Source organism: Microbacterium horticulturae (assembly GCF_029094505.1).
GTDB lineage: Bacteria > Actinomycetota > Actinomycetes > Actinomycetales > Microbacteriaceae > Microbacterium > Microbacterium horticulturae.
Window position 1 is genome coordinate 420,423 of record NZ_CP119108.1, and the last position, 12,805, is coordinate 433,227.

Sequence of the window (12,805 nt, forward strand, 5' to 3'; positions counted from 1 at the left end):
CTCGCGAGGTCGCACCTTATCTCGCGAGGTCGCACCTTATCTCGCGAGGTCGTACCTTCCTACGCCACGTAGACCTTGCGCAGGGTCTCGCGCACGGCCCACACCGTGCGCATCCCCTCGGTCAGCCGCACTATTACCCCTGGCCGCAGCTCGACCGGCGGCAGTGGGGGCTCGGTGAACTCGAGCGTGCCCGAGCCTGCGACGACCACGAACACCTCGTCCGATTCGACGTCGGTCGAGACACCCGGCGTGTGCTCCCACACCCCGATCGTGCGGTCATCGGTCTCATCGAGCTCGATGAACCCCGTCCGCGGCGAACCCGCCTGCACCTGCGATGCGTTCACCGCGTCGGAGGGAAGAACGAGGGATGCCGCGACAAGGGCGGCTCCGGCATCCATTCTGCTCATGAGTCGAACCCTAGTCCGAGGGCGTCCAGAGTCTTCAGGAGCAGGTTGCGCTTGCCCTGGTTGTGATCGGCGCGATCCATCGACCAACGCGTGGCATTGATGCCGATCGCGGCGGCGGGCTCGGGCGGGAACGGCACGGGGCGCTTGCGCACCATCTCGAGCTCGGTGCGCTCGTTCTTCACCCCCGCGAGCAGATCGAGCATGACGTCGGCGGCGAACCGGGTCGACCCGACGCCCAGGCCCGTGAAGCCTGCCGCGTAGGCGACACGGCGCTTGCGCGCGGTGCCGAAGAACGCCGTGAACTGCGTACTCGAGTCGATGGCGCCGGCCCAGCGGTGCGTGAAACGCAACCCCTCGAGCTGCGGGAACGTCGTGAAGAAGTGGCTCGCGAGCATCTCGTGCGAGCTCATCCGGTCCTCGTACTCGGGGCGCACCTTGCGGCCGAAGTGGTACACGGCGTCGTAGCCGCCGAAGAGGATGCGATTGTCGCGCGTGAGCCGGTAGTAGTGGAACTGGTTGGCCATGTCGCCGATGCCCTGCCGGTTCTTCCAGCCGATCGAGGCGAGCTGATCGGCCGACAGCGGCTCGGTCATGAGCACGTAGTCGTACACCGGCACGGTCATGAGCCGGTTGCGCTTGAGCAGCGACGGGAACACGTTCGTCGCCAGCACCGCGTGCTCGGCGCGCACGCGGCCGCCGTCGGTGACCACCGTCACATCGTGGTCGGTCGTCTGCAGGTGGGTCACGCGGCTGCGCTCGAAGATCTCGACGCCGCGCTCTTCGACGACGCGAGCCAGCTCTGCGGCGAGGCGGGCGGGATGCAGCATCCCGCACTCCCTCGTCTCCCAGATTCCGGCGAGGTAGGTCGGCGAGGCGACCTCGGCGCGCACGGCGGCTTGATCGAGGTACACGACATCGTCGTCTTCGGCGGTCTCGTCGCGCCAGTCGCGCAGCCACTGCAGCTGATGCGGCTCGACGGCGGGCGCGAGCTGCCCGGTGCGCTCGAACTGGAAGTCCATGCCGTATTTCGCCTCGGACGCCTCGATCGCATCGAGGTTCGCAAGCCCCAGGCGTTCGAGCGCGGGCATCTCGTCGGGCCAGCGCGCCAGCCCGTTCTCACGCCCGTGGGTGAGGCTCGACTCGCAGAAGCCGCCATTGCGGCCCGACGCCCCCCAGCCCACCCGCTGCGCTTCGATCAGCACGATGCGCGCGCCCGGCATGCGCTCGGTGGCCTCGAGGGCGGTCCATAGGCCGGTGTAGCCGCCGCCGACGATCACGAGGTCGGCCTCGTGCTCGGCGCGCAGGGTGGGCCGATCGGGCAGGAGGTCTGCGGGCAGATCGTCGCGCCAGAACACCGACAGCTCGGTGTCGGCCAACGAGTGGGCGACGATGGATGCCGCGGGCCGTGCCCGCTCGAAGACCGTGGTTCCCACGGATATCACTCCCTGTTCGGTGACGCACGCCACCCCGTGGTTCGATTCAATCCCGGGCGCGGGCGGGGTGCAATCCGCGTGGCGGGGGAACGGACGGATCCGCCGGAGGCCGCGGGAGCCCGCACACTCTGTCCGGTGTTCGTCGCGGGTCAGCGCTGGCAGTTCGGGCACCAGAAGACGATGCGTTCCTGCGTCGGGTCGGCGCCCAGCTCGGTGCGCTCGATGAGCCTGCCGCAGCGGCGGCAGGGCTGGTGCTCGCGCCGATAGACCCAGCGATCGCGGCCGCGACGCGCATCCCCGGTGAAAGTTCGGACCGGCCGGTCGCGGTTCGCGCGCAGCATCCTCGCCGCCGTTTCGACGAGGGCTGCGGTGTCGACCTCGCTCGCTTTCGTCTGAGGGTGGATGCCGCGGACGAAGAGCACCTCGTTCACATATTCGTTGCCGAGCCCCGCGAGATTGCGCTGATCGAGCAGCGCCACGTGGATCGGGCGGGGGTCGGCGGCGAGATTCTTGGCGGCTGTCTCCGGCTCCCAGTCGGGCTGCAACGGATCGGGGCCGAGGTACCCGACGAGGGCGTGCTCGTCGCGCGTGGGGACGACCTGCACCTGCGCGATGTCGAAGCCGACGGCCTCGACGCCGTCTGCCGCGAGGATGGCCCGTGCGGTGTGTGCCGGGCGGCGCCAGCGGGCGCCGGCGGGGTGCACGTCCCACACGCCCTCCATCTTCAGGTGGGAGTGCAGCGTGAACTCGCCGGCGCGCAGCAGCAGATGCTTGCCGCGCGGCGCGACTTCGCGGACGGTCTGTCCGGTCAGGTCGAGCATCGCCTGCCGCGGCACGCGCAGTTCGAAGCGCGTGAGCGTCTTGCCCGCGAGCGCTTCGTGCAGCCGCCGCGCGGTCTGCCAGACGGTATCGCCCTCAGGCACGGGGCGCTCCCGCGGCTGGTGCGGCGCACGATGCGGTGATGTCGAGAACCGCGACGGCATTCATGTGACTATCGTCTTAGATCGGGCCGCAGGTCGTTCCGCCACACGGCAAGCTGGGCGGCCATGACAGGTGGGATGGGAGCGTCCTGGTCGGCGCGCCTCGACTCATATGCTTCGAAAGCGTCAGCACACATATCGGCTTCCGCCGTGATGTCTTCCATCGGGCTCATCATGGTCGTTCAGGCAGGCTACAGCGCGTCCGGCGCCATGTATGGTTTCTTCGTGCATCTGAGGGATGTACCCGTGCGTCGCAATTCGGGCGACGAGGCCCCGTCGCGGGTCGATGCCGAGCGCGATACCCAGTGCGAGTTCGCCGGCGGCGCGATCGCTGACCGAGCCCGTGAGCTCTTTGAGTTGACGAAGCTTGGTGGCGCCTACCGTCACTTTCGTGGTTCTCACCTCCTCGCTTGTCGGTGCCGATCGTACAGGGCTCGGCTCTGGGCGGAACGGTTCACGCTCGGTCGGAGTCATCTGCGAGAGTTGCGGGATGACCGGCTTTCATCATGTTGAGGTCTGGGTGGCCGATTTCGACCAAGCACACGCGGAGTGGGGATGGCTCCTTCCGCGCGTCGGCTTCGCACTCGCCAGCGAGTGGCCTGGCGGCGAATCGTGGTCAGCCGGCGGAGCGTACCTGACGCTGACGACCTCACCGAACCTCTCTGCGTCGACACCTGATCGTCGGCGCCCCGGCGTAAACCACCTCGCGTTCTCTGCTGGTTCCTTCGAAACGGTCGATGCGATCATGAGCGCGGCTCCGGGTCACGCCTGGTCGCTTCTCTATCAGGACCGCTACCCGCACGCCGGTGGGCCGGATCACTACGCGGGCTGGCTGGAGAACTCGGCAGGATTCAAGGTCGAGATCGTCGGCGATAGAGCCACATAGTGGCGCACATACGTTGGATGGGAGAGTGAGCCGTGCCTGATCGACCTGAGATCGTCTGCATCTGTGGCTCCGCCCGGTTCATCGAAGAGATGCGTGAGGTGGACCGCCAGTTGACGCTTGCGGGCGTCATCGTCGTCGCGCCTACCGAAGTGCCCGGCGACATCACGGATGAGCAGAAAGCTCTGCTCGGTGAGATGCACTTCCGAAAAATCGATCTGGCCGACCGCATCGTGGTGGTCAACCCGGTGGGTACATCGGTGGCTCGACGAGCAGGGAGATCGAATACGCCCGAGCCGCGGGTAAGCCTGTTGCATTCACAGACCCATCGGATGGTCTGTCTTCTATGGGTCAGCCCCGCGGCGCCTTGCGCAGCGTCAGCCCGCGGGTCGACTCGACGAAGCCGGCCTGGCGCAGTGCGCGGCCGACGGCTGTGCCGTAGACGACCTCACCGTTGACCTGTTCGATGGTCAGGGTCTCGAGGCGCCGTGTCTTCGCGGTCTCGGCGAGGCTGCGGCATCCCGCCGCCAACGTCTCGTCGTCACTCGAGAACGCCAGCGCGGTCTTGCCACCGCGCTCGAGGTACAGCACGAGCGCACCGTCGACGAGCACGACCACCGCTCCCGCCTTGCGCCCGGGGCGGTGCGCCGATCCCTCGAGCGCCGGCCATCCGAGCGCCGCCCCGTACGGATTGGCCGGATCGGTGGCGGCCAGGGTGATGCCCGCGCGCGGCGGTGGGTCGGCGAGTCCCGAGAACTCGCGCAGCCGGTCGATGGTGGTGGATGCCGCGAATTGCGCCGCCCCCAGCTTCTCGATCACGTACCCGCGGCGGCAGTGCCCTGCCTCTTCGAAGCCGGCGAGCATGCGGTAGACCTGCGCGAATCCGCCGGGCACCTGCTCGGCCTGCACGGATCCGCGCGTGACGACGCCGTAGCGGTCGAGCAGCAGGCTGCCGCTCGCCGTCGCACGCACGGCCGGGTCTCCTTCAGGCTCGGGCAAGAGCGACCATCGTCCGCCGAGCGTCGGCGGGCGTGGGGGAGTGCTCGGGCGCGGCAGCGCCATGCCCCGATACAGCCGTGCTCGCGGTGTGCGCCGGGCAGCCTTGTGCGCCTGCGATCCGCCCGAGGTCAGGGCCCGTAGCGGCGCGAAGGTGTCGTTCGTCACGCGACCCGACCAGGTCAGAGACCAGAGGGCATCGATCACGTCCTGTTCGGAATCGGCGTCGGCCAGCGTCTTCAGCTGCCCCGTGAAGTACGCGCCGCCTGCGCCGAGGATGTTGATGAGCCGCTCCTCGAGCGACCCCGGGGTGATCTCGCCTTCGGGCTCGGGAAGTGTCAAAGGCGCATCGCCCACGGGATGCAGCGCGACCCAGCCGTCGCGGCCCGGCAAGGTTCCGTGCCCCGACCAGATCACCTCGCCGGTCGCCGTCAGCTCGTCGAGCATGCCCGAGGTGTAGTCCTTCACCCGCGACGGGAGGATGAGTGATTCCCACGCACTCGCCGGGATCGGCACGCCCGCGAGCTGCTCGATCACGGCGGCGACCCCGTCGATGCCCTCGAGCGGGCGGGTCAGGTGCTGCCACGCCGGCAGGAACCGCGCGAACGCCCGAGGTGAGACAGGCTCGACGCTGCCGCGGATCGCTGCCAGGCTGCGCATCCGCAAGCGGCGCAGCACCTCGGTGTCGCACCATTCGGTCTCGTCGGTCGCGGTCGTCTCGGGCAGGAAGAACCCGCTTGTGACGCGTCCCGCGGCCTCGAGCCGCTGCAGCGTGAGCCGTGCGACGGCGATGCCGACGCCCAGGCGTTCGGCGACCGACTCGGCGCGGAACGGCCCGTGCGTGCGCGCGAAGCGGGCCACCAGGTCACCCAGCGGGTCGGCGACCGGCTCGAGGAACGCGGTCGGGATGCCGACGGGCAGCGCCGCGCCGAGCGCATCGCGCAGACGACCGGCGTCTTCGATCGCCGCGACGCGTGGCGTGCCGCCGATCGTCACCGGGATCGCGCGGTGGGTCGCGATCAGGGTGTCGAGGTGAGTCGTGGCGTCGCCGTCATCCAGTCGCTCGGCGACCTCCGCGGCATCCAACGGTCCCAGTAGGCGGAGCAGGTCGGCCACGCCTTCCACGCCGCGCGCGTGCCGCTCGGGGTCGAGCCGCTGCACCTCGCGCTCGAACTGCGCGATGATCTCGGGGTCGAGCAGCTCGCGCATCTCGACCTTGCCGAGCAGCTCACTCAGCAGCGCCGGGTCGACCGAGAGCGCCGCCGCGCGCCGCTCGGCCAGCGGCGAGTCGCCCTCGTACATGAACGCACCGACATATCCGAACAGCAGATCGCGCGCGTACGGTGACGGCTGGCTGGTCGTGACCTCGACGAGGCGGATGCGGCGCTCGCCGATCCCGCGGATCACGCGCAGCAGCGCGGGCAGGTCGTAGACGTCTTGCAGCACCTCGCGCAGCGTCTCGAGGATGATCGGGAACGTCGGGTACCGTCGCGCCACCTCGAGCAACTGCGACGCCCGTTGGCGCTGCTGCCAGAGCGGGCTGCGCTTGCCGGGGTTCAGCCGCGGCATGAGCAGCGCACGCGCTGCGCACTCACGAAAGCGCGAGGCGAACAGGGCCGAGCCGCCGACCTCGTCGGTGACCATCTGGTCGATCTCGTCGGGTTCGAAGACGAACAGCTCTGCGCCCGGCGGGTCGGCCGTGGCATCCGGTATCCGCGCGATGATGCCGTCGTCGCTGGCGACCGCAGATCCATCGACGCCGAGGCGCTCGCGGATGCGGGCGTTGACCGCCAGCGCCCAGGGCGCGTGCACTTGCATGCCGTACGGCGAATGAAGGATGACGCGCCAGTCGCCGACCTCGTCGCGACTGCGCTCGACGGTCAAGGTCTTGTCGGTCGGGAGGGTGCCGGTCGACTCGCGCTGCTCGGAGAGATACCGCAGCAGATTCGTGATCGCGTTGGCGTCGAGGCCGCATTCCGCGAGCCGCATCTCGGACTTCTCCCGCGGCGCCGCGGCGAGCTCGCGGGCGAACGCGCCGAGGGCCTCGCCCAGTTCCGCCGGCCGGCCGATGCCGTCACCGTGCCAGAAGGGCACCTTGCCGGGCTGCCCGAACGCCGGCACGACGTTGACCCGGTCGTGCGTGATCTCGACGATGCGCCAACTCGTCGTGCCGAGTGTGAACACGTCGTTCACCCGCGACTCGTAGACCATCTCCTCATCGAGTTCGCCGACGCGGGCGCCGACCTTCTCGCCGGCGACGAAGACGCCGAACAATCCGCGGTCGGGGATCGTGCCGCCGCTCGTGACGGCGATACGCTGCGAGCCCGGGCGGCCCGTGAGCGTGCCGTGATCGCGATCCCAGACCACGCGCGGGCGCAGCTCGGCGAATTCGTCGGATGGGAAGCGTCCCGCCAGCAGATCGAGCGTCGCCTCGTACGCCGAGCGGGGCAGCGTGCGAAAGGGCGCACTGCGCTTGACCGTCTCGTACCAGCCCTCGACATCGACCGGGCCGGTCGCACAGGCCGCGATGGTCTGCTGCGCAAGAATGTCGAGCGGGTTGGCCGGCACCGTGATCGCCTCGATCTGCCCGGCGAGCATGCGCTCGGTGACCACCGCCGTGTGCAGCACGTCGCTGCGGTGTTTGGGGAACAGGTCTGCGCGGCTGATCTCGCCGACCTGGTGCCCGGCGCGTCCGATGCGCTGCAGACCGGAAGCCGCCGACGGCGGCGCCTCGATCTGGATGACCAGGTCGACCGCGCCCATGTCGATGCCGAGTTCGAGGCTGCTGGTCGCCACGACGCAGCGCAGCACCCCCGATTTCAGTTCGTCTTCGACCTGCGCGCGCTGCTCCTTCGACACCGAGCCGTGGTGGGCCTTCGCGAGCACCGGGGCGACGCCCGCGGGCGAACCCGCCTGCGCCTCCCCGGCAGCCTCGGCTGCGGGGGCCCGCAAGGCGGCGGGGATGGCAGGCTCAGGAATCTCGGCCCCCATGCGCTCCGCATAGATCTCGTTGAGTCGGCCGGTGAGCCGCTCGGCGAGCCGCCGCGAGTTAGAGAAAACGATGGTCGAGCGGTTCTCGAGCACGCGGTCGACGATCGCCTCTTCGACGTGCGGCCAGATCGAACCGGTGACCTCGGTGTTCTCGGCCGGCCCGTCGGGGCTGAACCAGTCGTCGTCGACGGCGGCCGTGGCATCCACCGGCACCACGGGAGGAGGATTCTGCATGTCGTCGACGGGAACCACCACGTGCAGCTCGAACGTCTTCGAGGCCCGCGGCGCGACGATCTCGACGGGAGCGGCGCCGCCCAGGAACCGCGCCACCTCGTCGATCGGCCGCACCGTCGCCGACAGACCGATGCGCTGGGCGGGTTTCTCAAGCAGATCGTCGAGGCGCTCGAGGCTCACGGCCAGATGTGCGCCACGCTTGGTCGCCGCCACCGCGTGCACCTCGTCGACGATGACGGTGTCGACGCCGCGCAGAGTCTCGGCCGCCTGGCTCGTGAGCATGAGATAGAGCGATTCGGGCGTCGTGATGAGGATGTCGGGCGGCGCGGTGAGCAGTTTTCGACGATCGGATGCCGGGGTGTCACCGCTGCGCACACCCACGGTGATCTCGGGACCGGGCACGCCGAGCCGCCGCGCGGCCTGGGCGATGCCGACCAGGGGCGAGCGGAGGTTGCGCTCGACGTCGACGCCGAGCGCTTTCAGGGGGGAGATGTAGAGGATGCGGGTGCGCTGCGTCTTCGGGCGGGGCTCGGCCGCGGCATCCTGATCATGGAACACCCGGTCGATCGCCCACAGGAAAGCGGCGAGCGTCTTACCCGACCCTGTCGGTGCGACGACGAGCGCGTGCTTGCCGCCGGCGATGGCGTTCCACGCACCGCGCTGGGCGTCGGTCGGCGCGGTGAAGGCGGCGCGGAACCATTCCCGGGTCGCGTCGCCGAAGCGTTCCAGCACATCGCTCATTCCTCCATTCTGACCGGGGTGTCAGACATCCGGGATAAGCTGGTCTTTCTTTGCCACCTATGAACAGTCAGTGGGAAGGGAGCCGATCATGACCGACGTCACAGGGACGGCGCAGACCGTCTGGATGACCCCCGCCGCGCTCGCGGCCCTGCAAGCCGAGCTTGAGCAGCTCACTGCAGCCGGCGACGAGGCCGCTCAGGCACGGGTGCTCGAGCTGCGAGACCTCATCCGTCGAGCCGAAGTGGGCACGAAGCCCGACGACGGCGTCGTCGAGCAGGGCATGCGCATCACCGTGAAGTTCCACGTCGATGACTCCGTCGAGACGTTCCTGCTCGGCAGCCGCGACCTCGTGCAGGCCGGCGCCGATATCGACGTGTATTCGCCGAGTTCGCCGCTGGGCTCGGCGATCGACGGACGCCATGTCGGCGACGAGGTGAGCTATACCGCGCCCAATGGCGCGCAGCTGACCGTCACGATCATCGCCGCGACGCCCTTCGCGTAGTCGGCGGCGGGTCAGCGTTCGTTCGGCATCACGATCCACAGCAGGACGTAGGCCCACAGCGACAGGCCGAACACGGCGACCAGTACGACGGCGATGATGCGCATCGCCAGCGGGCTGATGCCGAAGCGAAGGGCGAGCCCGGCGCACACGCCGGCGATCATGCGGCCCCTGAGGGGTCGGACGAGTGCGTTCATGCACCCATCCTCTCGCGGGTGCGGTCGGCCCGCAGCATCCACCCCTCACAGGCTTCGGAAGATCGCGCGTTCTTCGGACCGTTTGGCCAGAATGCTCCGAGCTTGGCGCGATCCTCCGAAGCCTGTGCGCGGCCGCGGTCGGCTCACGGCCGCTCGACCATGCCGTCGGGGGTGAGCTCAAGCGTCGTGTCGATGCCGAGCCGGGCGAGGAACCCGTCGTCGTGGCTGACGACGAGCACCGCGCCGCGATAGGCGGCGAGCGCCTCGACGAGCTGGTCGACCGTGTCGAGGTCGAGGTTGTTCGTCGGCTCGTCGAGCACCAGCAACTGCGGCGGCGGGTCGGCCAGCAGCAGCCGCGCGAGTGCGACGCGGAACCGCTCGCCGCCCGACAGCGACCCGACGGGGCGCTCGACGGCGTCGCCGCGGATCAGAAACCTCGCCAGCCGGTTGCGGATGTCGGCCGGCGGCACGGCGGGCGCGGCATCCCGCACATTCTCGAGCACGGAGGCGGTGTCGTCGAGGCCGTCCACGCGCTGCGGAAGGTAGCCGATGCGGTCGGTGTGTGCCTGCGCGTGTGTCGTCGACATGCTGGATCGTTCGTTCGCCGCTCGATTGGCGGCCGAGGCGCCATATGAGCCTGTTGACGGAACGCCCGAGGCCACCAGCTGCTCGAGCAGCGTGGTCTTTCCGACGCCGTTCGGGCCGATCAGGGCAACCCGCTCCGGCCCCTGCACGATCCACGCGCGCTCGCCGTCCGCCAGCGTCGCGATCCTGCGCCCCGCCGGAACCCCCGGGTCAGGCAGGTCGATGACGACCAAGTCGTCGTCGCGTACGCGCCGCTCGGCGAGATCGAGCGCGGCGCGGGCGGCCGACTCCTTCTCGCTGACCTCGGTGCTCAGCTTGCCGGCCGACACCTGGGCGGCACGCTTTCGTCCGCCCGCGACGATCCCCGGCACACGCTTCTCGATCTGCGCCTTGCGCCCGACCGCCGCGCGGTGCGCGAGCTTGGTCTCGGCCTCGATGCGCTGCCGCTTCTCGCGGGCGAGTGACTGCGATGCCGCCCGCTCGGCCTGCCGTGCGGCATCCTGCTCCGTCTCGAGCCATGCGCGCCACGCGGAGTACGGCCCGCCGAACACGCTCAGCGTGTTCTCGTACAACTCGGCGGTGTCGTCCATGAGATCGAGCAGCGCGGTGTCGTGGCTGACCACGACGAGCGTTCCGCGCCACGCGCGCACCAGGTCGTACAGCCGCCCCCGCGCACCGCGGTCGAGATTGTTGGTCGGTTCGTCGAGCAGTGTGATCGGGGTGTTCCGCAGCCGGATGCCGGCCACGGCCGCAAGGACCGCCTCACCGCCCGACAGCTGCCCGACCGTGCGGCCCAGGGCGTCGTCGGGCAGACCTGCTTCGGCAAGGGCTGCGATCGTGCGCGCTTCGATGTCCCAGTCGTCGCCGATCGTGTCGAAGTGACGCGGGTCGATGTCGCCGGACTCGATGGCCCGCACTGCGGCGAGAATGTCGGCGACGCCCAGCAGCTCGGCGACGGGGCGCTCGGTTCCCAGCGTCAGCTGCTGGGGGAGCAGGGCGATGTCGGACGCCGCGGTCACGTGCCCACTCGTGGGGGTGAGCGTGCCGGCGATAAGGCGCAGCAGCGTCGACTTGCCCGAGCCGTTGCGGCCGACGAGTCCTGTGCGGCCGGCGCCCACGGCGCCGGACACCTCGCGCAGCGCGACGGAGCCGTCGGGCCAGGCGAACGAGACACGGTCCAAGACGATGGATGGGGTGGGCATGAGTGTCTCCTCGGATGTCGTGGTGCGCCGACATCCGAGCCCGGGGCAACCCACAACGAGGAGGGGGAACGAGATCGACGGTCGGCGCGCGAACGTGCTGCAGAGGCAGCGGAATGTTCGGTGACGGCGCGACACGTCGAGAAACGACGGATCAGCGCAGCGTCAGCACGCGGCGAAGATCTCGGTCACTTCATTCCTCACGTCGGGGGCAGGGACCGTCCACTGTAGCAGACACGCCCGGGCGGTGACAGGGATGCTGCGCCGCTCAGCGCGGGGCGGCAGCGTCGGGCAGAACATCCTGCAGATGAGCGCGCAGCTGGGCCGCGACATCCACTCCGTCCCGGTTGTACAGCCAGTGGTACTGCAGCCCGTCCCACAGAGCCAGCAGCCAGGCGGCCTCGTGGGCGGGGTCACGGTGTGCGGGGAGTTCGCCGGTGGATGCCGCGGCCCGGAACATGGTCTCGAAGCTGTCGAGCGCCTGGGCGTAGCGGCGCGCGAAGTAGGCGTGCGCGGCGTGACCGGCGGGAATCGCCTCGCACGAGATGACCGCGTACACCTCGAGAAGTCCCGGTTGTGTGCGGGCGTTCTCGTCAGCGGCATCGGGAAGCGCCCGCAGGAAGTCGGCTGCGCTCTCGGTGTTCAGCGCGACGATCGCGGTGTCGATACGGCGGTCGCGCTCTTCGAGTACCGCGAGCAACAGGGCGTCCTTGGACGGGAAGTGGTGGTAAAGCGCCGACTTCGACACACCGACCTTCGCGGCGATCTCGCGCAGGCTCGTGTCGGCGTAGCCCTCGCGGGCGAACAGGGCCATCGCGTCCGAGAGGATGCGCGCGCGGCGCTCGCGCCCGGAGCGATAGCCGGTCTCAGTCCCCGCTTCCGGCCCGATCGGCGGCATCACAGGCATGGGGACGTGGCCGCTCTCTGGTTCGGAGGGGTCGCGCCACCCGCACGGGTAGGCGAGCAGCCGCTCGTGCTCGGCGATCACAGAAGCCGTGTCGACCCGGTCGGGCAGATAGAGCTGAACGACCTGGAGCGCATCCCACGCCGCCATCAGCCGCAGCGCCTCGCCGTCGGCGTCGCGGTCGGTGGCCACCGCACCGTCGGAGATCGCCGTGCCGATCACCTCGCGGGCGACGGGAGCGAAGCGCTCCGCATGGCCGCGCATGGCGGCGTGCGCCGGATGAGCGCTGATGGATGCCTCGCCCACAAGCCCCGCAAACAGCGGGAGGTATCCAGGAATGAGCGCGTTGCGTTCCGCGGCAGCCGAGAACGGCAGAGCACCGTCAGCCTCGGCTGCGAGACGTTCCCATGACCTGGTGTCGTTGCTCAAGTCGAACTCCTGCAGCACGACATCGAGAAGCTCGTCCTTGCCCGAGAAGTGGCGCAGCAGGCCGGGATGGGTCACCCCCGCCTCGGCGGCGATGTCACGCAGCGATACCGCGCGATAGCCGTGCGCGGTGAACAGCCGCCGTGCTGCCGCGACGATGCGCTCGCGGGTGAGCTCGGTCTGCTCGGCCCTGCTCGTCTGCGCTGCTGTCGTCACGATCGCCTCCGCACCCATCGTACTTTGTAACCAATTGGTCTCTTTTCAGTTACCAAGGGGTCGGATTGTGTGTAAGCTATCGCCAGTCGTCGGAGCAGACGACCGGAAAGGACA

At 69.4% G+C, this 12,805-nt stretch carries 9 protein-coding genes; 2 read left to right on the plus strand and 7 right to left on the minus strand.

All coding sequences use genetic code 11. From position 1 onward, the window contains the following. Positions 1–59 precede the first annotated feature (59 nt). The 3 genes from PU630_RS01965 to PU630_RS01975 all read right to left on the minus strand — a co-directional run bounded on the left by PU630_RS01965 (position 60) and on the right by PU630_RS01975 (position 2,763). Entirely contained in the window at positions 60–407 is a 348-nt protein-coding gene (locus tag PU630_RS01965) for a cupin domain-containing protein (RefSeq protein ID WP_275278680.1), read from the minus strand. Further along, entirely contained in the window at positions 404–1,840 is a 1,437-nt protein-coding gene (locus PU630_RS01970) for an NAD(P)/FAD-dependent oxidoreductase (RefSeq protein ID WP_275278681.1), read from the minus strand. The genes PU630_RS01965 and PU630_RS01970 overlap by 4 nt, the downstream gene beginning before the upstream one ends. 149 nt (positions 1,841–1,989) lie before the next feature. Beyond that, complete coding sequence (locus PU630_RS01975) at positions 1,990–2,763, minus strand: DNA-formamidopyrimidine glycosylase family protein (protein ID WP_275278682.1); 774 nt, start codon at positions 2,761–2,763, stop codon at positions 1,990–1,992. A gap of 547 nt (positions 2,764–3,310) precedes the next feature. Here PU630_RS01975 and PU630_RS01980 point away from each other — a divergent pair. Next, on the plus strand, positions 3,311–3,706 hold the full coding sequence (locus PU630_RS01980; protein ID WP_275278683.1) for a VOC family protein: 396 nt from the start codon (positions 3,311–3,313) through the stop codon (positions 3,704–3,706). Positions 3,707–4,054: 348 nt separating this feature from the next. Here the strand turns inward: PU630_RS01980 and PU630_RS01990 are convergent, their stop codons facing one another. Then, positions 4,055–8,665: an ATP-dependent helicase gene (locus tag PU630_RS01990; protein WP_275278684.1), complete on the minus strand. Its 4,611-nt coding sequence runs from the start codon at positions 8,663–8,665 to the stop codon at positions 4,055–4,057. An 88-nt stretch (positions 8,666–8,753) separates the two neighbouring features. Between PU630_RS01990 and PU630_RS01995 the strand changes: the two genes are divergently transcribed. Next, complete coding sequence (locus PU630_RS01995; RefSeq protein WP_275278685.1) at positions 8,754–9,167, plus strand: GreA/GreB family elongation factor; 414 nt, start codon at positions 8,754–8,756, stop codon at positions 9,165–9,167. Positions 9,168–9,178: 11 nt separating this feature from the next. On the opposite strand, the gene PU630_RS02000 is transcribed toward PU630_RS01995, so the two are convergent. The 3 genes from PU630_RS02000 to PU630_RS02010 form a co-directional block, all read right to left on the minus strand. Further along, positions 9,179–9,361 carry a PspC domain-containing protein gene (locus PU630_RS02000; protein WP_275278686.1) on the minus strand — a complete coding sequence of 61 codons (183 nt, stop codon included), beginning with the start codon at positions 9,359–9,361 and terminating at the stop codon, positions 9,179–9,181. A gap of 143 nt (positions 9,362–9,504) precedes the next feature. Next, a complete protein-coding gene (locus PU630_RS02005; protein WP_275278687.1) occupies positions 9,505–11,148 on the minus strand; it encodes an ABC-F family ATP-binding cassette domain-containing protein in 1,644 nt (547 codons plus the stop codon). A gap of 265 nt (positions 11,149–11,413) precedes the next feature. Further along, entirely contained in the window at positions 11,414–12,691 is a 1,278-nt protein-coding gene (locus tag PU630_RS02010) for a TetR/AcrR family transcriptional regulator (RefSeq protein ID WP_275278688.1), read from the minus strand. Between the last annotated feature and the right edge of the window lie 114 nt (positions 12,692–12,805).

Excerpts from the sequence above, each read along its gene's own strand:
- PU630_RS01990 (WP_275278684.1), bottom strand. The coding sequence starts at position 8,665 with ATGAGCGATGTGCTGGAACGCTTCGGCGACGCGACCCGGGAATGGTTC.
- PU630_RS02000 (WP_275278686.1), bottom strand. The coding sequence starts at position 9,361 with ATGAACGCACTCGTCCGACCCCTCAGGGGCCGCATGATCGCCGGCGTG.
- PU630_RS01965 (WP_275278680.1), bottom strand. The coding sequence starts at position 407 with ATGAGCAGAATGGATGCCGGAGCCGCCCTTGTCGCGGCATCCCTCGTT.
- PU630_RS02005 (WP_275278687.1), bottom strand. The coding sequence starts at position 11,148 with ATGCCCACCCCATCCATCGTCTTGGACCGTGTCTCGTTCGCCTGGCCC.
- PU630_RS01995 (WP_275278685.1), top strand. The coding sequence starts at position 8,754 with ATGACCGACGTCACAGGGACGGCGCAGACCGTCTGGATGACCCCCGCC.
- PU630_RS01980 (WP_275278683.1), top strand. The coding sequence starts at position 3,311 with ATGACCGGCTTTCATCATGTTGAGGTCTGGGTGGCCGATTTCGACCAA.